This window comes from Candidatus Dormiibacterota bacterium, assembly GCA_036495095.1.
Taxonomy (GTDB): domain Bacteria; phylum Chloroflexota; class Dormibacteria; order Aeolococcales; family Aeolococcaceae; genus CF-96.
Genome location: DASXNK010000133.1, coordinates 1 through 21,122 on the forward strand (window position 1 = coordinate 1; position 21,122 = coordinate 21,122).

The window sequence follows — 21,122 nt, forward strand, 5'->3', positions numbered from 1 at the left end:
GAGGGCGTCGCTGCGGCCCGCCACGCCCAGGTCGGCGCGCACCTCGACGTCGACCTCGATGCGCCCGCCCAGCGCCCGCTCCGCCTCGATGTCGCCGTGATAGCCGTAGAACTCCATCCCCTCGAGGAGGAGCCGGTCGCAGCTCATGGCGGCCGATTGTAGGCAGCGGGCTGGGTCAGCCCGTCCTGACCTTGCCCTCGGGCCGGAGCACCTGCTCCTGCTTGTCCACGGGATTGACCATGACGACCTGGAACAGGTCCTCGAAATCGCACTGGAAGAGCTGCATCAGCGACTGGCGCAGCTTCGGCCCGGGATTGCGGGTGCCCGCCTCGAGGGCCGGGATGTAGTTCTGGGTGACCCCGAGGCGGCGGGCCAGCTCGCGCTGGGTGAGGCCATGCTTCTCACGCATCCCCCGGAGACCGACGGCACGAACCTCGACATTCATGTGGAACATCCTAAGACGCAGGAGTATGTTTGTCAACAAAAGCCTCGCTCTGGCTGGCGCGCCGTCGGAGGGTCGCTGACCATGGGCGCCGCTGGCCGGGCGACGGCGCTCGGCGGGGACGGCGGCGATCGCTCCGCGATCGACTCGCCTCGGATCTCGCCGCGGGGGTATGCGGCTCGATACGCCCCGCCGATCGCCGTCGCCCGTCCCCCCGCTGCGGGAGAGCGATGCGCGAGTGCGTCACGCGGGTCGCTGGGGCTGAGAGTCGCTCGTCGACACGGAACCCGCGCCACACAGCGCGAGGCGCCGTAGACTCCATCGGTCATGGGCGTCGAGATCCCTCTCTTTCCGCTGAGCGTGGTGCTCTTTCCGCACATGCCGCTGCCGCTGCACATCTTCGAGGAGCGGTACCGGCAGATGATGCGGGACTGCGAGGCGGAGGGAACCAGCTTCGGCGTCGTCGCCATCCGCGAGGGGGTGGAGGCGATGGGGCCGGCGACCCCGCATCCGGTGGGGACCCTGGCCCAGCTGCGCAAGGTCGAGAAGCTCGACGATGGGCGCTACAACCTGCTCGTCGTGGGCGCCTCGCGGTTCCGCATCGTCGGGGTCTCGAGCCGCAGGCCGTACCTGGTCGGCGAGGTCGAGTACCTCCAGGACACCGACGGCGAGCTGGTCTCCGCGGAGCTGGCCCGTCAGGTGGTCACCGCCTTCCGCAGCTACGCGGACACCCTCCGGCAGCTCGCCGGCCAGGACCCGGCGAGCATCGAGCTGCCCGACGATCCCGAGCTGCTGTCCTACCTGGTCGCCGCCACCCTCCAGGTGGAGGTCACCCGTAAGCAGGAGCTGCTGGAGATGGACGCGGCCCGTGAGCGGTTGCGCGGCTGCCTGGCGCTGCTCCGGCGCGAGGCCGTGCTGCTCGACCAGATGCTGGCACGTCGCGACGCACCCACGGGCGCGTTCTCCCCGAACTAGCCGGGCCCGCTGCTACCAGCGGTACCAGCGGCCGCCGGAGGGCCGGGCGAGGAAGCCCACCACCCAGACCGCCAGGGCGATGACCGCGATCCACCAGAGGGTGTGAACCGCCGCCCCCGCTCCGAAGAGCAGCGCGACCAGGAGCAGGAAGAGCAGGACCGGGACCATGTCGACGCCTCCACGATGAGTGATCGTCCTGGGCCACCCCACGCAGTCCGAGGCGCGATCAGTGTATAGTCATACTATCACAAGTTATTAACCGACGTAGGTGGCATCATGATCGTCCCCCCCTGCCGGCGCTGCGGCCGGGCGCACCCCATGGCTCGGGCCTGCGGAGCCTCCGAGGCGCTCGCCGGGTGGACCGCGGGAAGCGCCGAGGAGCGGCGCATCGTCGACCTCGCCGAAAGGGTCGCCGTCGACCGCTTCCTCCGTCACCGGGCCGCCGGGTGAACGGCCAGCCCGCCGGACCGCCGGGCGCGCGGCTCACCGTCTACCTGCCACAGCGCACCGCCGAGCGCATCGACCACGAGAGCCGGCGGCTCAACTACGCCTACGGCCGGGTCTCCCGCAGCCGCCTGGTCAGCGCCCTGGTGGAGGCCGGGTTCGCTCATCTCGGCGACGTCGAGGCGGCGCTGCGCGACGGCACCGACGGCCGGCCCCGGCCGGGGAGGCCGTCGGGCGGATAGCAGCCGGGGCAGCGGCGAGTGTGGCGCGTTGGGGAAAACTTCTGATACCTTAACTGTCAGATTATCCTCAGAGGGGCTCCTGCGATGCGGACACCCGCCCGACTCACCCTGCCTCGGTGCGCCCTCGCCTCACTCGAGGGCGGCGCCGTCCGAGCGTGTCCCGGCTTCCAGCCGGTGCGGATGCGGCGGGAGGTGGTGCGCTGGTTCCGCTCCGAGCCGCTCCCCGTCCCCGAGCCCGACGGGCTCACCTGCGGTCACCTCGGCCACCAGCTGAGCCGGCGCGGGTTCGGTTCCGCGTGCGCTCATCCGGGAGGCCTCCCCCCGGGCGCGGAGCAGGCCGCGGAGCGGATTCGCCGGCGGCATCATCCCCGTCCAGCCTCGGGCCACCAGCCCAGCCTGGCGGTCTGACCGGAGCCGCCGCCGGTCACCCCGCCGGCCGCCGGTCGCGGCGGAACTCGGCGATCACGCGGGTCTCGGCGCGATCGGCCTCGTCCTGCTGGTGCAGGGTGCCCGCCACCCAGCTGGTCAGGTCGACGGCACCCGGCACGCAGGCCTGCAGCACGGCATGCCACCGGGCGCAGCGGGGGCAGCGGCGGGTGACAGCCATGGGGTTCCTCCGTACGACTATGTGACAGTGTGATTATAGGCTTATCTCACCCGTCGCCGCGCCAGCCCGAGCATGGCGAAGCCGATGATGCCGGCGGAGGCGAGCACCCCGGCCCAGGCGAGCCGGTGGCCGCCCCCCGGCGCGGAGCCCGCCCCCGGGGTCGCCGGCGGGGCGACATGGGCGGCGGCACTCACCGGCAGGTCGGTGTGGAGGGCCAGCTGGGCACTCGCCGTACCCGAGGTGGCGCTGACCACGGTGTCGCCGGGCAGGTCGCCGGTGCGCACCCGCATCAGCGCCACGCCGGTGTCGCCGCTGCTGACCCGCGCGGGGCTGACGGTGGCGCCGCTGCCCGAGGCGGCGACCAGGGCGAAGCTCACGGGGACGTGGGGCACCGCGAAGATCTCGGTCCCGCGCTGCGCCTCCAGGGTGGCCTGCACCTCGACGGTGTCGCCGGGAGCGATCGGGCCCGAGGCCGCCGGCACGATCACGATCCGCTGCACCACCGCCTCCGGGGAGACCGGTGCGCTCCCCGGCGAGGGGGGCGGCAGCGGCGGCGGCGGCGGCGGGAAGTGGGAGGCGGCCGGGGAGGCGGCGGCGGCGGTGCGGCCGGTCGACGCCGCGGTGGTGGTCGAGGTGGTGGTCGACGGCTCGGAGGCGCCGGTGGTGGTCTCGGTCTCGGTCACGGTGGTCGAGGTCGAGGTCGTCGTCGTCGACTGGGTGGTGGTGCGGGTCGAGGTGGCGCTGGTTGTGGTGGAGCTGGTGGTGCAGGAGCCGCCCACCGGCACCGGGCCGACGCACACCTCGGAGGCGTGGTCGCGGGTGATCGCCACCGCCGACACGCGCACCAGGAGGAGGGCGGTGAGGAGGACCAGCAACGACGCCGACAGCCGGCGGGCGATCACCGGCACCCCCGGGGCCGGCGCACCCGCATCCTGCGAAGAGGGCTCATGCAGCTGCGATTATCATCCCTCGATCACCTCACGCACCTGAAGGCCCGGCGGGATCCCCCGCACCAGGAGGCGCGCCGTGTCCATCCTCGACCGCTTCCTGCTCACCGGGCGCGTCGCCCTGGTCACCGGGGGCAGCCGCGGCATCGGCCGCGCCGTGAGCCTCGCCCTCGCCGACGCCGGGGCACGGGTGGCGGTGTCCTCGCGGAAACAGGACGCCTGCGATGCGGTGGTCGCCGAGATCGAGGAGCGCGGCGGCGAGGCGATGGCCGCGCCCGGCAACGCCGGCCGCGCCGAGGACGCCGCCCGGGTCGTCGGCGAGGTGATGGACCGGTGGGGGCGGCTCGACGTCCTCGTCAACAACGCCGCCACCAACCCCGAGTTCGGCCCCCTCCTCTCCCACAGCTCGAGCGCCATCGACAAGACCTTCGAGGTGAACCTCAAGGGCCCGATCAACTTCACCCGCGAGGCGGTCGCGGCCTGGATGGGCGAGCACGGCGGCAGCGTCGTCAACCTGGCCAGCATCGCCGGGCTCGCCCCCGACCCGGGGATGGGGGCGTACGCGGCCTCCAAGGCGGCGGTGATCAGCATGACCCGGTCGCTGGCGCGCGACCTCGGCCCCCAGGGCATCCGCGTCAACGCCGTCGCCCCCGGGGTGGTGCGCACCGACTTCGCCCGGATGCTGGTCGAGACCCCGGAGATCCGTGACCGCATCCTCGAGCGCAGCGCGCTGGGCCGGGTGGCGGAGCCCGACGAGATCGCCGGGCCGGTGCTCTGGCTCGCCTCCGACGCCGCCTCGTACGTGACCGGCGCGGTGATCCTCGTCGACGGGGGCCACCTGGCCTGATCACAATGGAGGCGGCCTCCGGGCCGTCGACACCGAATACGGGAGAGGGCGCGACCGATGGCGATGGACACGGGTCTCGGCTACTGGCTCACCCGCCGGGCGGCGCTCACCCCGGAGCGCTCCGCCCTGGTCTTCGAGGGCGAGCGCTGGGACTACGCGGAGTTCAACCGGCGGGCCAACCGCCTGGCCCACGCGCTCCGGGCCCTGGGGGTGAACCACGGCGACCGGGTCGCCTACCTCGACCTCAACCACCCGGACTTCTTCGTCACCCTCTTCGCCGCCGCCAAGCTCGGCGCCATCTTCGTGCCGCTGAACTTCCGGCTCACCGCGCCCGAGCTGGCCTTCATCATCGGCGACGCCGGCGTCCACACCCTCGTCCACGACGAGGCCTTCGCCCCCGCCGTCGACGAGATCCGCGACCGCATCCCCTGCCGCGAGCTGGTCTGCCGCACCGCCCGCCCGGGGGTGCGCGCCCTCGACGACCTGCTCCGCGACCAGCGCGACGACGACCTCGACAACCAGGTGGCCACCGACGAGGTGGCGGTGATCATGTACACCTCGGGCACCACCGGCCGGCCCAAGGGCGCCATGCTCACCCATGGCAACCTGCTCTGGAACAACATCAACGCCGCCCTCGCCTTCGACACCAGCGTCGACGACATCACGCTGGTGTGCGCCCCGCTCTTCCACATCGGCGGGCTCAACGTCACCCCGCTGATCGCCTTCCTCAAGGGGGCCGAGGTGGTCCTGATGCGGGCGTTCGACCCCGGCGGCGTGCTCGACCTCATCCCCCGCCACCGGGCGACGACGATGTTCGGCGTCCCCGCGATGTTCCTGTTCATGTCGCAGCATCCCGGGTTCGCCGGCGCCGACCTCTCCAGCATCCGCTTCCTCCTCTGCGGCGGCGCCCCCGTCCCCGAGTCGCTGATCCGCCTCTACGGCGCGCGGGGGCTCACCTTCGCCCAGGGCTACGGGCTCACCGAGACCTCGCCCTTCGTCACCCTGGTGCCGGTCGACAGGGCGCTCGAGAAGGTCGGCTCGGCGGGCCTGCCGCCGTTCTTCACCGACGTGATGCTGGTCGACGACGCCGGCCGCGAGGTGGCCACCGGCGAGCGCGGCGAGGTGATCGTGCGCGGGCCCAACGTGATGAAGGGCTACTGGAACCGGCCCGAGGCCACCGCCGAGGCGATCCGCAACGGCTGGTTCCACACCGGCGACGTCGCCACCCGTGACGCCGACGGCTTCTACTACATCGTCGACCGCAAGAAGGACATGATCATCAGCGGCGGCGAGAACGTCTATCCCGCCGAGGTCGAGGACTGCCTCTACGGGCACCCCGACGTCGCCGAGGCGGCGGTCATCGGGATGCCCGACGAGCGCTGGGGCGAGGTGGTTCTGGCCATCGTCGTCCTCAAGTCGGGGGCGGTGGCGGCGGAGCAGGACCTCCTCGACTTCACCCAGGGACGGCTGGCCCGCTACAAGCAGCCCCGCCAGGTGGTGTTCACCGAGGCGCTGCCGCGCAACCCCGCCGGCAAGGTGCTGAAGTTCCAGCTGCGCGACCGCTTCGCGCAGCCGGCGGCGGCGGAGGCCCCGGTGGCCGGGTGATCTCCCACGCCGGCACCGCCCTGCGCTCGCGCCGGCCACCCGACTGCCCGCTCTGCCGCGGACCGGTCGAGGTGACCTCGATCGAGGCGGTGCTGAGCACCAACCGCGGCTACCGCTTCCCGATGCTGCTGGTGCAGAGCTGCCCCGCCTGCGACCAGGCGGTGGCCGTCGAGCTCGCCTTCCTGGACCGCTTCTGCGACTGCGCCGCCCACCTCGAGACCGACCTCGCCGACCACGCCCCGGTTCCGCACGCGCGCCAGCTGGTGAGCGTGGTCATCGAGTCGTGCGCCGCCTGCGGCCAGGTGCGCGAGGCCTATCTCAACCACTGAGGCTCGCTGCGCCGGCGCGCAGAATGGAGCGGCTCCCCCAGGCTCAGCACCTGGATCGTGAGTCGTCCCCCCGTGGTCCTCAGGCGGCCAGCTCGTTCCCCCGCTCGGTCAGCTCTCCGAACTCGCTGGCGTACCGGGCCACCGAGGCGAACGGCACCATCGGCACGGCGTAGGCGGCGCAGATCTCCTCGAGCGTCTCCTGGCGCCGGGCGACGTTCTCGCTCGACACCCGCGACGGGTCGTTGCTGCCGCTCCGGGGCGCCCACAGGTCGGGCTTCTCGGTGAGGCAGAGCACCCGGGAGTACTGCGCCCGGATCACCCGCTTGCCGCGCAGCGTGGTGCCCCACATGAGCACCGCACCCATCGCCATCAGCCCGCTGGTCGGCGCGCTGCGATACGCCCAGTACCCGTGGACCGGGTAGTACGGGTACTCCTCACCGCATCCCTCGGGGGTGGTGCGGGCGTGGAGGCCGCAGCGGCAGCCGTCGTCCGGGGCCTGGTGCCGCGGCGGGTCGTGCGGGGAGTACATGCACGTCGCCTCGGCGATCTCGCCGGCGGGCCATTCGAAGCGCATCGCCATGCTCTTCAGGACCGGCTTGCCGAGCTCCAGCACCCAGCAGCGGAAGCCCACGATCGGGGTCGGAACATCGTCCATCTCGCTACCGTGGGGGCACGGGTTCCTGGGGCTGCGGCAGCGGGATCACGAGGGGCTCCGGAGCGGAGCGCCTCTCCTTGTGGGTCACCTCGTCCGGGGTCATCGGCTCTCTCCTCCGTACGGAGAAACTCTGCACGTCGCCAGGTGCCCGGAGCTTCGTGCGACCACCCCACATCCTCAGCGGATGCGTTCGGGCACCCATGACAACCGTACATGCCCGGACGGGTTTGCGCTCATCCTCCGGTGAGGAGACCGAGGAGGTTCGCGACCAGCGAGGTCACGGCGTCGAGGAGCGAGGGCGCGGGGGCCGCCGGCACCGGGGCGGCGGGCGCCTCGACCGGGGGCGCGACCACCACCGGGGCGGGCGGCGGGGCGGCGACGGGGGCGAGCCGGGGAGCCGGGGCGTGGCGGTCGATGGCGGCGACGCGGCCGGGGCTGATCGCGGCGGCGGGCGGGAGCTTGGCGACCGCCGGAGCGGGGACGCTCGGGGCCGGGGCCGGTGCCGGGGGCGTCGCCGGCAGGCTGCCGCCCGAGGTGCCCCCGAGCGGAACCGGGACGTCGACGTGGAACAGGTGCTCGATCATCGCCCACGCCTGGGCGCCGGCGATCGCCGAGGCGGTCGGGCTCGGGGCGGGGCGCGCGGGCACCAGGGTGATCACCATGAGGGCGGCGACCAGGCTGGCGAGACCGGCGACCACCAGGCGCAGGGGCAGGCGCAGAGGCACGGGAATCCTCCGTGGTCGGGAGTGCAGAGGGTGAACGACTCCCGGGGGCAGGATCTTGTGGTGGATGGTATGGTCCCCCCGAATGTCCCCCTGGCTCGCCGGCTTCATCGCGCTCCTCCAGGGGTCGACCGAACTCTTTCCGGTCTCCTCGCTCGGCCACGCGGTGGTGGTGCCCAGCCTCCTCCACCTCGACTTCCGGCCCACCGAGGACAGCTTCGTTCCCTTCCTGGTGCTGCTCCACCTGGGGACGGCGTCGGCGCTGATCCTCCTGTACCGGGAGCAGTGGGTGCGGATCGTCGGCGGCTTCCTGCGCGCCTCGGTGCGCGGCCGGGTCGAGGGCACCGACGAGAAGCTGGCGCTGCTCATCGTGGTGGGGACCATCCCCACCGGGATCCTCGGCTTCTTCCTCGAGAAGTCGCTGAAGTCGCTCTTCGCCAACCCCCGCGCCGCCGGCGCCTTCCTCATCGTCAACGCCGGCATCCTGCTCGGCGCCGAGCTGCTGCGCCGTCGGGACGAGCGGCGCGCGCGGATCGACAGCGAGGCCGGCGAGACCCGCGAGGCCGCCTTCCGCGGCGTCGAGAGCCTCAGCGTGCGCTCCGCGCTGCTGGTCGGCGCCTGCCAGTGCCTGGCGCTGATGCCGGGGATCTCGCGGGCCGGCGTGACCATGGCCGGAGGCCTGGTGGCAGGGCTCCGACACGAGGAGGCGGCCCGCTTCTCGTTCCTGCTCGCCACCCCGATCATCCTCGCGGCCGGTGTGCTCGAGGTGCCCCAGCTGTTCCAGCGCGGGGTTCCCCTCGGCACCTACCTGGCGGCCACGGTGCTCTCCGCCGTGGTCGCGTACCTGAGCGCACGGTTCCTCATCCGCTACTTCCGCAGCGGACGGCTCGACCCCTTCGCCGCCTACTGCGCGGCGCTCGGCATCGCCACCCTGGCGCTCGCCAGGTGAGGGCTCACGGAGGACGCGCGTGATGCAGTCGCGCAGCGGCAACATGGCTCTCGCCATCGGTCTCGTGATTCTCGCGGTGATCTTCCTGATCGCCGCGATCTTCTACATGACCACCGACACCAGCCTGCTCGCAGGCACCACGGCGCGGCACTACAAGCACGGCATCCTGGCGCTCATCCTCGGCGCCCTCTGCCTGATCGGGGCCAACTTCGCGCGGCGTCCGCAGGCGTAGCCCCGCCGCGGCGGCGGCGCGCACGTTCGAGGGACGCTCCGGGTAAGGTGGAGGCCGAGGGGTTGACCGACCCGGCATCCGTCCGCCCGGTTCCAGGGGGAAAAACGACGATGTGGATTCGACGCGCCCCGGACTCGCTGCAACGACGCGCCGGCGAATCCGCCCGCGACTGGGCCGCCGCCGTCGCCGCCGGCCTGACGATGCTGGTGGTGGTCACCGTCCGCACCGACGTCACCCGGCTCGTGCCCGCGGCGTACGCCCCGCCCGTGCACGTCGGCGTGCTCCTCTGCGCCGCCGTCGCCGGGGCGATCACCGTCCACTTCCTGCTCGCGGCCTTCTTCCATCGCGGCTCGCAGCGCGGCGCGCTGGTGGCGCTGCAGGGGGCCACCACCTGGCTCGCCTACGGGCTGCTCGCGCTCTTCCTCACCTCGGCCCTGGGGGTCGACCTCTCCGGCTTCCTGCTCGGCAGCGCGGTGCTCGGCGTGATCATCGGCGCCGCCGCGCAGTCGTCGCTCGCCAACCTCTTCGCCGGGCTGGTGATCGGCCTCGCCCGCCCCTACCGCGTCGGTGACTGGGCGCACCTGCGGTCGACGTCGTCGAGCGGCGTCGAATGCGACGGGGTGGTGCTGGCGATCGGCGCGATGTACACCACCCTGCGCTCCGACGACCAGCAGCTGACCATCCCCAACGCGGTGGCGATGACCGCGATCACCCGCACCGACAGCCTCCCGGTGCGGGTGACGCTGACCCTGACCCTCCCCGGTCACATCGGCGTGGCCCGGCTGCGGGGGGTGCTCACCGAGGGTCTCGAGCTGGGCGCCGACGACCGGGTGACGGTGCGCCCCCGGGCCCTGGTGCTCGCCGGCGAGGAGGCGCTCACCTGCGACATCGAGGTGCGGTCGCTGCGCCGGGTCGAGGAGAGCGAGGTGCTGAGCATCGCCCGCCGGACGGCGGCCGATCCCATCCCCGAGGCCCCCGCCGAGGTGCTGGTGGCACGGTAGTCCGGTTCGTACCCGGGGGGCCACCTCCCCCCGAGGACACCCTCCTGACTAGTGCAGGTCCAGGATCAGCCGGAGCGGCCCGCTCGCGAAGCTGGGGGTGAACTGGACCGCGTGGGCGAGCCTGACCACGTAGGCGGTCGAGCCGGCGGACGGGGGCGGGGTGAGCAGGCTGACCGAGGTCACCAGGCCGCCTGCCAGCGGCGCCGCCGGGGCGCCCGGGGCGGTGGCCTGGTCGAAGCTGACGATCAGCGTGGTCGGGTCCTGGAAACCGATCGTCGCCCGCGGCGACCCCGACGCGGCGCCGGCGGCGGGCTGCAGGTCGAAGACCATGCGCAGGTAGCCGGCGTGGGCGCCGTAGCGGATGCCCTGGACACTCCACCCGGGCGCACCATCGCCGACGGTCACGGTGCCGGTGAGCCCGGCGAGGGCCGCCGAGGAGTGGGGGGCGGCCGGAACCGGCGCGGCGGAGGGGCCGGCCGGCGGGACCACCGCCGGGTGCTGGGGCACCGTCGCCGCCGGCGGCGCCTGGGTTCCCGAGGTGCCCGAGGTCGAGGTGGCGGGCAGCGGCGAGGTCGAGCGCGCGCTGGCGACGCCGACCACGAACATCAGCAGGATGGCGGCGCCGAGCACCACCGTGAGCCGGCGGCCGTCGATGGTACGGGCGTTGCCGGCCGGCGCGGCGGCGCCGGGGGAGGCGGTGGCGGCGGCGGCCGCGCCGGCGCGGCGGCGGCGGGGCGCCTCGGGCTCGGCCTCGGGGCGCCAGGCGGGCCACTCCTCGTCGGTCTCGGCGTCGGGCGGCGCCGGGCGGGGCGCCGGGAGGGCGGCCGAGCCGGCGAGGCTCGAGGGCCGCGCCGGGGGGGCGAGCAGCTCGTCGACGGTGGGCTCGCGGCGCCCGGTCCGCTCCGGGACCGGGGTGGAGGCTCCCTCCTCCCCCTCCCAGGCGGCGCCGTCGGGTCGGGCGGCGGGGCGCAGCGCCTCGCTGCGACGCCGCGCCAGGTCGGAGCGCGAGCGGGTGCCGCGCATCGGAGCGCCCGGGCCGCTGACGATCTCGATGCTGTCGTCGCGGTCGTCGAGGGCGGCGACGCGGAGGGCGCGCCGCAGCGCGATCTTCTCGCGGAGGCGGTCGACCACACCGGGACGGGGGGCCGGCATCGGGCCGAAGCGCTCCACCGTGGTGGGCTCGTCGAGGGCGTCCTCGTCGGTGAGCGGGTAGCGAGCGACGGGTGGTGTCTCGGCCGAGCTCTCGGGCGTCCAGACGGGCACGGCGTCTCCTCCAGGTGGAACGGCGGCGGCGGCGGTCTCGGGGTGCCCGGGCGTCGCCGGGTCCGAGGTGGAGGACGGGATGTCCGGAGCCGGCGCCTCCGGAGGCGATTCGGTGGAGATGGTCTCGAGCCCGGCCTCGGCGGCCGGCGCGGTGGCGGCCCCCGCTGCCTCGGCGGCCTCGGCGGCCTGGCGGGCCTCGGCCCGGGCGCGGCGCCGCTCTGCGCGGCTCTGCGGCGGCTCCGCCGGCGGCGGCTCGGGCAGCCCGTCGGGCAGTGGCCCGGAGGGCGGTTCGGTGCCGGGGGGCGCATCCACCCGGGCCGCCGCCCAGACGTCGAAGGTGTCGGGGGTGGCGGAGGGCGGCGGCGCCGCCGGTGCGACCGGGCCCCCGGGGGCGGGCACCAGGCCGGCGGGAGGGCGCCGCGGCATCTGGGGCGGACGCGCGGTGGCCCAGGGCAGCGCCGCGCCGGTGCCGCCGCGCAGCCAGGGCGGGGTGCTCTCGGAGGGCCCGGCCACCGCGGCGGCGTCGGGCACCGCGGGCATCGGGTCGCCGGCGGCGATCAGCCGGGTCTGCTCGAGCAGCAGCCGCACCGAGGTCTCGGGAAGGTGCACCCGGGCCAGGCCCTGGACCCGCTCGACCTCCTCGCGGAGGTGGCCCAGCCCGGCACGGCAGCGGTGGCAGCCGACCAGGTGGGCCTCGAGCTCACCCTTGCGGGGGGCGGGCAGCTCGCCGTCGACGTAGCAGCTCAGCGTCAGCAGGCTGCACTTCACAGCGCGATCTCCCGGTAGACGGTGCCGAAGTCGCGGCGGGCGCCGGCGAGGAGCCGGGAGGCGGCCTCGGGCGAGCACTCCAGGGCGCGGCCCATCTCGCGATAGCTGAGCTTGGCCATGTCGCGCAGCAGCAGCGCCGCGCGCCGCTCGAAGGCGACCGTCATCAGCGCCCGCTTCACCGTGTTGATCCGGGTCGCCTCGCCGGCGTCGACGTCGGCGCCGAAGTGCTGCTTCGAGCGGCGGAGCAGGCGGCGGGGGCCGGGGAGACGCTGCTGGTGCTGGCAGGCGCGGGTCACCGCCCGGTAGAGCGCGACCCGGCCGTCGGCACGCACCCGCGCCGGCGGGTACCGGCTGGCATGGTGAATCGCCGCCGCCACGAACTCCAGCGCGTCGCCGGGATCTCCGACGAGGTGGGTGGAGTAGGTGGCGAGGTCGTCGAGGTGCTCGCGCACGAGGAACGCGAGCTCGCTCGTTTCTGGCAAGACGTGTGCTGCGACGCTGGTCATCAGTGTGGCGTGCGGGGCACGCAGGTACCGGCCAGGATACATATGTACGGTTTGGGGGTCAAGGCGGCAGCCGCCCGACGCCCGGATGGGTCAGGCCGCCGGGCCGGTCTCCGCCGTGCGGCGTCGGGCCGGGCTGCGCCGCGCCGGGGAGGCGGGCGCGGCGTCCGCGAGCTCCCCGGCGAGGGCGGCGGGGGCGGGGCGGCGGCGGCGGGCCCCGGCAGCGGCCGGGCGCGGGCGGGAGCCGGCGGCCGATGCCGGCGACGCCTGGGGGGCCGGCGGCTCGGCCGCGGTCACCGGGGCGCGGCGCGAGCGCGGGGCGGTGCGGGTGGCCGGGGCCACCGGGCCCTTCGCCGCCCGGGTGGCGGCGGAGGTGCTCCGCGGCGTGCGGGTCCTGGATGCGGCGGTCGTGGAGGTGGCGGCCCGGGCGCCGGTGGCGGGACGGGGCCGGCGCGGGCGCGGGGCGGCGGGCGTGGCGGCGGCGCGCTCGGGACGCCGCGCGTCGACGCCGGTCAGGTCGAGCTCCCGGCGCCGTGTCCCGGTGAGCGCGGCGAGCAGCCCCGCCAGGTCGACGCGGGAGGCGCCGGCCGGGGCGGTGGGCAGGCGGAGGGCGAGCAGGACCCCGAGCGCGGCCACCCCGGCGGTGACCAGGAGCAGGGCGCGCACCGGCCCCCAGGCCACCGGCGGCAGCATCGCCCCGGGGTCGAGGGCGGACAGCGTCCGCCGCGGCACCGTGCTCAGGCCGGCGAGCACCGCGAGACCGATCGCCGCGGGCAGCCGGAGCACGCTGACGACGGCCGCGGCGGCGCGGTTCTCGGCCCCGCCGGCGATGTCCGCGACCGCCATGGTGAGCACCGGGGCCAGCGCCAGCCCCATCCCGGCCCCGCGCAGGGCGACCAGGGCCGCGACCTCCCAGCCCGCGGTGGCGGGGCGGGTGAGGTGGAGCAGGTAGCTGGCGTCGGCGAGCAGGGAGAGCCCGGCCGCCGCCGGCCAGCGGGGCCCGATCCGATCGCAGAGCCGCCCGGAGAGGGGCAGCGCCACCGCGGCGGCGAGGCCGGCGAGGAGCGGTGACCAGGCTCCCTGGGGGCCCCCGCCCTGCGCCTGGAGGTGCAGCGACGGCGCCTCGAGGAAGCCGGCCCCGAGGCAGGTGACGAGCACCGCGAGGAGCAGCGTGGCGGCGCCGGCGGCGGGGTCGCACAGCCGCCGCAGGTCGAGCAGCGGCCGCTCCGCGGACAGCTCGACGACGACCAACCCGGCGACGGCGGCGGCGCCACCGAGGCCGAGGAGCACGGTGAGGGGCGAGCCCCAGCCCCACCACGACCCGCCGCCGAGGGCGAGCAGCGCGAGCAGCAGGGCGGCACCGCCCGAGGCGAGACCGGCGACGTCGAGGCGTCCGGCGCCGCCGCCCGGGGCGGACGGCAGCACCGCCATCGAGGCGCGCGCCGCCAGCAGCGCGGCGGCGGCCTCGGCGGCGAGCAGCGCCCGCCAGCCGGGCTGGCCGGCCAGGGCCGCGCCCAGCAGCGGCGCGGCGGCGGGGAGGAGCAGGGCGCCGGCGGCGAAGGCGCCGAGGGCCTCGCCGAGGCGCCGCCGCGACGTGCCGCGCAGCAGCAGGGCGAGCGCGGTGGCGGGGAGCAGGCCGGCGGCGGCGCCCTGGAGCACCCGCAGCACCACCAGGCTGGGGAGGTTCCACGCGAGGCTGCAGAGCAGCGAGGCGCCGGCCAGGCCGAGCAGGCCGATGCGGAGCAGGCGGCCGGCGCCGGCGCGATCGGCGAGGTGGCCGCTCACCAGCGCCATCAGCCCGAGCGGGATGGCGTACGCGGCCACCAGCAGCGGTCCGCCGCCGCCGAGGGGACCGCGCCCGGCGGGCACGGCGACGCCGAGCACACCCGCACCGGAGAGGGCGAGGGCGGCGCTCACGGTGAGCACCGCAAGCGCGCCCGCGGCGGAGACGGCGACGGGCGCGACGCCCGAGTGCGAGCGCGGACCGCGGTCCGCCTCCGCCCGGACGCCGGCCCGCCGCCTCGCGGGGCCGGTCGCAGCTGGTCGCCGGCAGGCCTCAGTGAGCACCGTGCCGGTTCCCTGGTGTCACCTCACTCCCTTCCTGAGCTGTGTCTGTCCGGACCGGTCGCAGACCCGGCACCCTACGGTGTTTCTGTCGGAAAACGCAAGTACCCGTGCGCGTCATTGCAGGTTCCCCTGCGGCGGCGGCTGGGGGAGCAGCACGCGCTCGCCCGGCCGCAGCCCGGAGGTCACCTCGGTGGCGGTGTCGCCCGCCTGTCCGGTCTGGATGGCGGTGCGCCGCTCGGTGCCGTCGGGCTGCACCACGGTGACGTAGCTGGCGCCGCCGGCGCGCTCGATCGCGGCGTTGGGGATCTGCAGCACGTCGTGCAGCTCGGTCACCACCACCGCCGCCGACGCGGTCATCCCCGCCTTGAGCCGGTGGTCGCCGTCCTGCAGCACCAGCGTCGCCATGTAGTTGGTGACGTTCTGCAGCACGGTGCTGTTGGGTCCCACCGCCAGCACCGCCGCGGGCAGGCGCACGCCGGGGAGCGCGTCCACGCTCACGGTCGCGGCCTGGGTGGGCTCCATCCGGGCGGCGTCCTGCTCACCGATCATCGCCACCACCTGCAGGCTGTTGACGTTGCTGAGGACGATGAACGCGCTCGACGCCGCCGCGCCCCCGGTGGCCGGCGGGATGGCGCCCGCGGGCGCAGCCGCGGCGCCGGCGGGGTTGGGCTGGGGGGCCACGCTCCCCGGCGCCTGCGGAGTGGTGACCCCGCCGTTGGCGGTGACCGACTCGCCGACGGCGCCGTTGACGCTCGCCACGGTGCCGTCCGCGGGCGCGGTGAGCACCGTCTCGGAGAGGTTCTGCTGGGCGTTGTTCACCCCCGCCTGATCGCCGTCGACCACGGCCTGCTGGCCCGCGATCGTGGTCGAGCGGTTGGTGGTCTGCTGGGCGAGCGCATCCTGCGCCGCCGTCACCTGGGCCCGTGCCGCGGCCACGTCCCTGGGACCCGACACCTGGTCGGCCGACCCCTTCCCCTGGTCGGCGAGCAGCTTGCCCTGGTCGCTCTGCACCTTCTGCACGTCCTGGGCGACCAGGGCCTGGTCCTGCACCACCCGCGGCGAGTCGGTGGCGATCGCCGACTGGTCGGCCTGCACCCGCGCGGAGTCCTGGTTGACCTGCCCCTGGGCGATCGCCGCCTGCCGCTGGTCCTGGGCGATGTGGTCCTGGTCCTGGTTGATCTGGTTCTGGTCCTGGTTGACCCGAGCCTGGTCCTGCGCGACGTGGGATTTGTCGGCGGCGCACGCCGCGCCGGCGGGCGCCACCGCGCAGTCGTGCTGCTGCAGCTGCTGGTCGTGCTGCAGCTGCGTCTGGTCGCGCTGCTGCTGCTGCTGGTCGCGCTGCAGCTGCGCCTGATCTCCCGCCAGCTGGGCGTTGGCGGCGGCGAGCCGTCCCTGGTCCTGCTGGAGGGTGCCGAGGTCGGCGCCGAGCCGGGCCTGGTCGCGGTTGAGCGCCGCCTGGTCCCGGCTGAGGATCGCCTGGTCACGGCGCAGGATCACCTGGTCGTTGGCGAGGAAGCGCTGGTCCTGGACCACGGTGGCGGTGTCCACCTGGACCGCAAGGGTGGTCTGGGCGATGGTGTGCTGCAGAGCGGTCTGGGAGGCCTCGAGGTTGTGCCGGGCGGTCTCGACCGCGTTGCCGCTGACGGTGTTGGCGAGCGTCGCCTGGTCCTGCTGCAACCGGGCCTGGGCCTGGCGCAGCGCGTCCTGCAGCGGGCCCGGGTCGATGCGCGCCAGCACCTGCCCCGCCTGCACGTGGTCGCCGACGTGGACGCCGACCTCGATGAGCTGACCCGCCTGGCGGAAGCTGGCGTTCTGCTGGTTGACCGGCACCAGCGTGCCCGCCGCCCGCGCCACCACCCGCACCGTGCCCCGGGCGACGACCGCGGTGGCGACCCGGGTCCGCGGCGGCGGCCCCGGGCGGAGCAGGTCGACGGTCACCAGCAGCACCAGCAGCAGCGAGGCGACGGTGAGCGCGGTGGCGGCGAGACGGCTGCGCGTCATCGCCGCTCGCCTCCGGAGATCGGGGCGAGGGTGGCATGAACACGCCGGCGGCGCGGTCCGCCATGGACCGCTGCCGTGCATCCCTTCCCGCCCCTCCCACCAGCGCGCCTGTGCGGCACCGGAGGGCTCCTCATCGCGTCGTCGCCGTCTATATGTCGAGGGGCCGACAGTCTAGGAGATTCGAAGCGCCGCCTGCAATTGACGCTCTTGATGTCGTACGAAAGTGTCCGTACTGTCAGAAAGGCGCCGGCACGGTGAGCAGCGCGCCGCCGCGCACGGCGGTGGGCGGGGCCAGCCCGCACGCGCTCCAGGCGGTCGCCGGCATGCCGATGTCGGCGACGACGACCCGTCCCGCGTGCGCCCGCCCGGATCCGGTCCAGAGCCCGGTCTTCACCGCGGTGAGGGTGCAGGTGACCTCGGCGCGGACACAGGGGTGGTGGGCCTCTCCGGTGCTGGCGTCGAGCCCGCTCGGGACGTCGACGCTGAGCACCCGGGCGCCGTCGAGGGCGGCGATGGCGCCGGCGTCGGGTGGGCGCGGCGCGCTGCGCAGCCCGGTGCCGAGCAGGGCGTCGACGCAGAGGGCGGCGGCGGCCGCGGTGGCGGCGAGCCCTGACGTGTCCTCGTCCACCGTCACCGTCACCCCGGCGCCGCGGGCGGCGCGCAGCTGGTCGACCACCGCGCCGCGCAGGCGGGCCTCGTCGCCGGCCACCACGGCGTCCACCGCGCAGCCCCAGGAGCGCAGGTGCCGGGCCGCGACCAGCCCGTCGCCGCCGTTGTTGCCACGCCCGGCGACCACCAGCACCGGCCCCGGCCGGCGGCCGAGCATCCGCCAGGCGCAGCGCGCCACCTGCCAGCCGGCCACCTCCATGAGCATGACGATGTCCACGCCGGCGCCGACCGCGGCGGCGTCGAGGGCGGCGATCCGGACGGCGGCCAGCGCCCCGTAGCGCCGCTCCCGCGAGGCCGCGCTCACCCGGCGGCCCCGAGGGAGATGCGCACCGTCGCGCCGGCCGCGGGCCCGCCCAGGCGCGATGCGGGAGCGCCGCGGGCGGCGATCTCCAGGTGATCGGCGCTGCCCATCACCAGGGCGAGGCCGCCGCCGATCTCCGCGTAGGTGCGGGCCACCCGGCGGGTGGCGCCCCCGGGCCAGGACGCCGCCAGCGGCCGGGCCCCGCCGAGGTCGGCCGCCCGGGCGGTGGTGATGGCGTTGCCGAAGCGGTCGACGACGCACACCCGCGCGTAGAGGGCCGCGCCCACCCGGCGGGGGAAGGCGGCGGGGAGCATCACCGGATCGAACACCGGCTCCCCGCAGTCCTCGAGGCGCGCGCCGGCGGCGAGGCGGGCGGCGGCCGGGGCGAACAGGTCGCGTCCGGCGAAGGTGGGAGCGGCCCCCTCGGGGCAGGGGAGCGATACGCAGCCGCGCTCGCCCGCCTCCTCCCAGAGCCAGCTGCAGAGGCCGTTGTCGGGGGCGACGCAGCGCACCCCGTCGGCCTCGAGGGCGAGGGCGCGGCGATCCGTCCCCACGCCCGGGTCGACCACCGCGCAGATCACCGTCCCGGCGGGGAAGGCCCGGGCCAGCGCCTTGACGTGGTAGGCACCGGCGAGCACGTCGCCCGCGGGCACGCCGTGGGTGCCGACCGCCCAGCGCAGCCGGGGCTCGATCGACCACAGCGCACCGCCGAGGGCCCCGGCGTAGCTGTCGTCGGCTCCGTAGTCGGTGACCAGCACCACCGCGTGGCGCGGCTCGGACATGGCCCTGTAGGGTAGGGCCGGTGAGCGGCGTCGAGGTGGAGCGGCAGGCGGCGGCGGTCGGGCCCGCGGGTGCGCGGGCGCGCCGGCCGGCGTGGGCGCTCGCCGTGGTGGTGCTCGCCGTGCTCGGTGTCGCAGCCGCCCTCGTGGTCGGCGTCCGCGGCCTCCTCGGCGACCCGGTGCGCTCCACCGCCGCCGACGGCACCAGCCTGCTGGCGGGAGGCTTCACCCCGCTCGGCTGCGCCGGCTGCAGCGCCCAGGGGTACGTCCAGGACGGGGCGCGCAGCGTGTTCGTCCGCCTGCCCGCGGGCTGCCCGGAGCCGGCTCGCGACGCCCACCTCGAGGTCCGCGCCCGGCCCGCGCCGGACCTGGGCAAGCACGCCTACCTCGCCGTGACCTGCCCCGCGGGGTGATCCCGGCCGGAGCCGCACAGGTCTCGGAGGCGCTGCCGGAGGAGCTCGCGCGCCTCTCCGAGCTCACCGTCGCCGCCTACCGCGCGGTCGCGCCGATGCCCGACGGCTACGCCGCCGAGCTCGCCGACGTGCAGGGCCGCGCCGCCGACCCGGGGGCGGTGGTGCTCGCCGCCCGGCTCGGGGGGCGGGTGGTCGGCGGCGCCACCGTGGTGCTGGCTCCGGGGTCGCCGCTCGCCGAGCTGCTCGAGCCCGGGGACGCGGGGCTGCGGATGCTCGCCGTCGACCCCGAGGTGCAGGGCGCCGGGGTGGGGCGGGCGCTGGTCGAGGCCACGATCGAGCTCAGCCGCGGGCGCGGGCTGCGCCGGCTCTCGCTGCACACCCACATGATCTTCGTGCGAGCCCGGGCGCTCTACGAGGCGATGGGCTTCGAGCGCACCCCCGAGCGGGACGTCGACGCCGGCCCCGAGCTGCATCTGCTGGCCTATGTGCTGGAGTTGGAGTAGCCAGGGGCCGAATGCCGGGACACGAAAACGGGGGAGGCACACGTGCCTCCCCCGCTCGTCAACCCCAGCGGGTCGTCAGTACTCGGGCATCGGCGGCGCGGCGGCCGCCTTGCGATCGGGGATGTCGGTGATCAGAGCCTCGGTGGTGAGCAGCAGGCCGGCGATCGAGGCCGCGTTCTGCACCGCCGAGCGGGTGACCTTGGTGGGATCGATGATGCCCGCCTTGATCATGTTCACGAACTCGCCGGTGGCGGCGTTGAAGCCCTCACCCTTCTTGAGCCCCTTCACCTTCTCGACGATCACCGAGCCCTCGGACCCGGCGTTGATCGCGATCTGGCGGAGCGGCTCCTCGAGCGCCCGGCGCACGATGTTCGCCCCGGTGGCCTCGTCGCCCTCGAGCTTGAGGCTGTCGAGCGAGGGGATGGCGTTGATCAGCACCACGCCGCCGCCGGACACGATGCCCTCCTCGACGGCCGCACGGGTCGCCGAGACGGCGTCCTCCATGCGGTGCTTCTTCTCCTTGAGCTCGGTCTCGGTGGCCGCGCCCACCTTGATGACCGCGACGCCGCCGCTCAGCTTGGCGAGCCGCTCCTGGAGCTTCTCCTTGTCCCAGTCGGAGGTCGACTTCTCGATCTCCGCCTTGATCTGCTCGATGCGGCCCTTGATCGCGTCGGCGCTGCCCGCACCCTCGACGACGGTGGTGTCGTCCTTGGTGACGGTGACGCGGCGCGCCCGGCCGAGGCTGGAGAGCTGCGCGGAGTCGAGCTTGAGGCCGACCTCCTCGCTGATCACCTGGCCACCGGTCAGGATGGCGATGTCCTGGAGCATGGCCTTGCGGCGGTCACCGAAGCCGGGCGCCTTGACGGCGACGGCGGTGAAGGTGCCACGCAGCTTGTTGACGATGAGGGTGGCGAGCGCCTCGCCCTCGACGTCCTCGGCGATGACCAGGAGCGGCTTGCCGCTCTGGACGACCTTCTCGAGGATGGGCAGAAGGTCGGCGATCGCCGAGATCTTCTTGTCGGTGATGAGGATGTAGGGGTCCTCGAGCACGGCCTCCATGCGCTGGGCGTTGGTGACCATGTACGGGGAGATGTAGCCCTTGTCGAACTGCATGCCCTCGACCAGCTCGAGCTCGGTCTCCAGGCCCTTCGACTCCTCGACGGTGATGACGCCGTCCTTGCCGACCTTCTCCATCGCATCGGCGACGATCTCGCCGATGTTGGGGTCGGCGGCCGAGATCGACGCGACCTGCGCGATCTGGCTCCGCTCGCTGATGGAGACGGATTCCTTCTTGATGGCCGCGACGACCACCTCGACGGCCTTCTCCATGCCGGTCTTCAGGGCGACCGGGTTGGCTCCCGCCGCGACGTTCTGAAGGCCGGCGGTGATCAGCGCCTGCGCCAGCACGGTGGCGGTGGTGGTGCCGTCACCGGCGATGTCGTTGGTCTTGGAGGCGACCTCCTTGACCAGCTGCGCGCCCATGTTCTCGAAGGGCTCCTCGAGCTCGATCTCCTTGGCGATGGTGACGCCGTCGTTGGTGATCGTCGGAGAGCCGAACTTCTTGTCGAGGACGACGTTGCGCCCCTTGGGCCCTAGGGTGATCTTCACCGCTTCGGCGACGCGGTCCACGCCCCGCTTCAGGGCTGCGCGAGCGTCGACGTTGAACACCAACTGCTTGGCCATGCATGCCTCCTCCTGCTCGCTGGCAGGGTCCACAGGAACCGCGAACGATGCGGGAGCCAGTTTAGCACTCCGGTAGGTCGAGTGCTAGCGCAGGGGGCCCCGGGGTGCCAGCGGTCGCCGGCGGGGAGTGCCAGGGGCAGGGGAGGCGCCGCTGCCTCCCAGATCAAGGACCTCC

Annotated in this window: 24 protein-coding genes; 11 read left to right on the plus strand and 13 right to left on the minus strand. The window is 74.7% G+C overall.

Annotation, left to right across the window (positions count from 1 at the left end):
* Positions 1-175: 175 nt before the first annotated feature.
* Positions 176-445 (minus strand): helix-turn-helix transcriptional regulator, encoded by a 270-nt coding sequence (locus VGL20_13835; GenBank protein ID HEY2704760.1) that lies wholly within the window; start codon positions 443-445, stop codon positions 176-178.
* A gap of 324 nt (positions 446-769) precedes the next feature.
* On the opposite strand from VGL20_13835, the gene VGL20_13840 reads away from it, so the two are divergent.
* Entirely contained in the window at positions 770-1,417 is a 648-nt protein-coding gene (locus VGL20_13840) for an LON peptidase substrate-binding domain-containing protein (GenBank protein HEY2704761.1), read from the plus strand.
* Positions 1,418-1,429: 12 nt separating this feature from the next.
* Here VGL20_13840 and VGL20_13845 read toward each other — a convergent pair whose 3' ends face one another.
* Positions 1,430-1,585 (minus strand): hydrophobic protein, encoded by a 156-nt coding sequence (locus VGL20_13845; protein ID HEY2704762.1) that lies wholly within the window; start codon positions 1,583-1,585, stop codon positions 1,430-1,432.
* Between the two features lie 108 nt (positions 1,586-1,693).
* On the opposite strand from VGL20_13845, the gene VGL20_13850 reads away from it, so the two are divergent.
* Together VGL20_13850 and VGL20_13855 are read left to right on the plus strand one after the other, a co-directional pair.
* Positions 1,694-1,867 (plus strand): hypothetical protein, encoded by a 174-nt coding sequence (locus VGL20_13850; protein ID HEY2704763.1) that lies wholly within the window; start codon positions 1,694-1,696, stop codon positions 1,865-1,867.
* On the plus strand, positions 1,864-2,103 hold the full coding sequence (locus tag VGL20_13855; protein ID HEY2704764.1) for a CopG family transcriptional regulator: 240 nt from the start codon (positions 1,864-1,866) through the stop codon (positions 2,101-2,103). Before VGL20_13850 ends, VGL20_13855 begins: the two co-directional genes overlap by 4 nt.
* A 424-nt stretch (positions 2,104-2,527) precedes the next feature.
* On the opposite strand, the gene VGL20_13860 is transcribed toward VGL20_13855, so the two are convergent.
* Both VGL20_13860 and VGL20_13865 read right to left on the minus strand, forming a co-directional pair.
* Positions 2,528-2,710 (minus strand): hypothetical protein, encoded by a 183-nt coding sequence (locus VGL20_13860; GenBank protein ID HEY2704765.1) that lies wholly within the window; start codon positions 2,708-2,710, stop codon positions 2,528-2,530.
* Positions 2,711-2,751: 41 nt separating this feature from the next.
* Positions 2,752-3,618 (minus strand): hypothetical protein, encoded by an 867-nt coding sequence (locus tag VGL20_13865; GenBank protein HEY2704766.1) that lies wholly within the window; start codon positions 3,616-3,618, stop codon positions 2,752-2,754.
* A gap of 118 nt (positions 3,619-3,736) precedes the next feature.
* On the opposite strand from VGL20_13865, the gene VGL20_13870 reads away from it, so the two are divergent.
* From VGL20_13870 to VGL20_13880, 3 genes are read left to right on the plus strand one after another with little or no spacing between them, the layout of a single operon-like run.
* The gene (locus VGL20_13870) at positions 3,737-4,504 is read left to right on the plus strand and encodes an SDR family oxidoreductase (protein ID HEY2704767.1); all 768 of its coding nucleotides are present in this window, start codon (positions 3,737-3,739) and stop codon (positions 4,502-4,504) included.
* A 57-nt stretch (positions 4,505-4,561) separates the two neighbouring features.
* Positions 4,562-6,109, plus strand: a complete 1,548-nt coding sequence (locus tag VGL20_13875) for a long-chain fatty acid--CoA ligase (protein HEY2704768.1) — start codon at positions 4,562-4,564, stop codon at positions 6,107-6,109.
* On the plus strand, positions 6,106-6,438 hold the full coding sequence (locus VGL20_13880; GenBank protein HEY2704769.1) for a hypothetical protein: 333 nt from the start codon (positions 6,106-6,108) through the stop codon (positions 6,436-6,438). Before VGL20_13875 ends, VGL20_13880 begins: the two co-directional genes overlap by 4 nt.
* Before the next feature lie 79 nt (positions 6,439-6,517).
* On the opposite strand, the gene VGL20_13885 is transcribed toward VGL20_13880, so the two are convergent.
* Together VGL20_13885 and VGL20_13890 are read right to left on the minus strand one after the other, a co-directional pair.
* Entirely contained in the window at positions 6,518-7,093 is a 576-nt protein-coding gene (locus VGL20_13885) for a hypothetical protein (GenBank protein ID HEY2704770.1), read from the minus strand.
* Positions 7,094-7,326: 233 nt separating this feature from the next.
* Positions 7,327-7,818, minus strand: a complete 492-nt coding sequence (locus VGL20_13890; protein HEY2704771.1) for a hypothetical protein — start codon at positions 7,816-7,818, stop codon at positions 7,327-7,329.
* A gap of 82 nt (positions 7,819-7,900) precedes the next feature.
* Here VGL20_13890 and VGL20_13895 point away from each other — a divergent pair, with 82 nt between their 5' ends.
* The 3 genes from VGL20_13895 to VGL20_13905 all read left to right on the plus strand — a co-directional run bounded on the left by VGL20_13895 (position 7,901) and on the right by VGL20_13905 (position 9,997).
* Positions 7,901-8,764 carry an undecaprenyl-diphosphate phosphatase gene (locus VGL20_13895; protein HEY2704772.1) on the plus strand — a complete coding sequence of 288 codons (864 nt, stop codon included), beginning with the start codon at positions 7,901-7,903 and terminating at the stop codon, positions 8,762-8,764.
* Between the two features lie 22 nt (positions 8,765-8,786).
* Positions 8,787-8,996 (plus strand): hypothetical protein, encoded by a 210-nt coding sequence (locus VGL20_13900; GenBank protein ID HEY2704773.1) that lies wholly within the window; start codon positions 8,787-8,789, stop codon positions 8,994-8,996.
* 110 nt (positions 8,997-9,106) lie between these two features.
* On the plus strand, positions 9,107-9,997 hold the full coding sequence (locus VGL20_13905) for a mechanosensitive ion channel family protein (protein HEY2704774.1): 891 nt from the start codon (positions 9,107-9,109) through the stop codon (positions 9,995-9,997).
* A 48-nt stretch (positions 9,998-10,045) separates the two neighbouring features.
* Here VGL20_13905 and VGL20_13910 read toward each other — a convergent pair whose 3' ends face one another.
* The 6 genes from VGL20_13910 to VGL20_13935 form a co-directional block, all read right to left on the minus strand.
* Positions 10,046-12,028 carry a zf-HC2 domain-containing protein gene (locus VGL20_13910; GenBank protein HEY2704775.1) on the minus strand — a complete coding sequence of 661 codons (1,983 nt, stop codon included), beginning with the start codon at positions 12,026-12,028 and terminating at the stop codon, positions 10,046-10,048.
* A complete protein-coding gene (locus tag VGL20_13915) occupies positions 12,025-12,534 on the minus strand; it encodes a hypothetical protein (GenBank protein ID HEY2704776.1) in 510 nt (169 codons plus the stop codon). The genes VGL20_13910 and VGL20_13915 overlap by 4 nt, the downstream gene beginning before the upstream one ends.
* A gap of 90 nt (positions 12,535-12,624) precedes the next feature.
* Positions 12,625-14,457: an MFS transporter gene (locus tag VGL20_13920; GenBank protein ID HEY2704777.1), complete on the minus strand. Its 1,833-nt coding sequence runs from the start codon at positions 14,455-14,457 to the stop codon at positions 12,625-12,627.
* 255 nt (positions 14,458-14,712) lie between these two features.
* Positions 14,713-16,599: a biotin/lipoyl-binding protein gene (locus VGL20_13925; protein ID HEY2704778.1), complete on the minus strand. Its 1,887-nt coding sequence runs from the start codon at positions 16,597-16,599 to the stop codon at positions 14,713-14,715.
* A gap of 235 nt (positions 16,600-16,834) precedes the next feature.
* The gene (locus VGL20_13930; GenBank protein HEY2704779.1) at positions 16,835-17,572 is read right to left on the minus strand and encodes an NAD(P)H-hydrate epimerase; all 738 of its coding nucleotides are present in this window, start codon (positions 17,570-17,572) and stop codon (positions 16,835-16,837) included.
* Complete coding sequence (locus VGL20_13935) at positions 17,569-18,351, minus strand: SAM-dependent chlorinase/fluorinase (protein ID HEY2704780.1); 783 nt, start codon at positions 18,349-18,351, stop codon at positions 17,569-17,571. Before VGL20_13935 ends, VGL20_13930 begins: the two co-directional genes overlap by 4 nt.
* A 20-nt stretch (positions 18,352-18,371) precedes the next feature.
* Between VGL20_13935 and VGL20_13940 the strand changes: the two genes are divergently transcribed.
* Both VGL20_13940 and VGL20_13945 read left to right on the plus strand, forming a co-directional pair.
* The gene (locus tag VGL20_13940; GenBank protein HEY2704781.1) at positions 18,372-18,761 is read left to right on the plus strand and encodes a hypothetical protein; all 390 of its coding nucleotides are present in this window, start codon (positions 18,372-18,374) and stop codon (positions 18,759-18,761) included.
* A complete protein-coding gene (locus VGL20_13945) occupies positions 18,758-19,264 on the plus strand; it encodes a GNAT family N-acetyltransferase (protein HEY2704782.1) in 507 nt (168 codons plus the stop codon). Before VGL20_13940 ends, VGL20_13945 begins: the two co-directional genes overlap by 4 nt.
* Positions 19,265-19,339: 75 nt before the next feature.
* Here the strand turns inward: VGL20_13945 and groL are convergent, their stop codons facing one another.
* Positions 19,340-20,947 (minus strand): chaperonin GroEL, encoded by a 1,608-nt coding sequence (groL, locus tag VGL20_13950; GenBank protein HEY2704783.1) that lies wholly within the window; start codon positions 20,945-20,947, stop codon positions 19,340-19,342.
* Between the last annotated feature and the right edge of the window lie 175 nt (positions 20,948-21,122).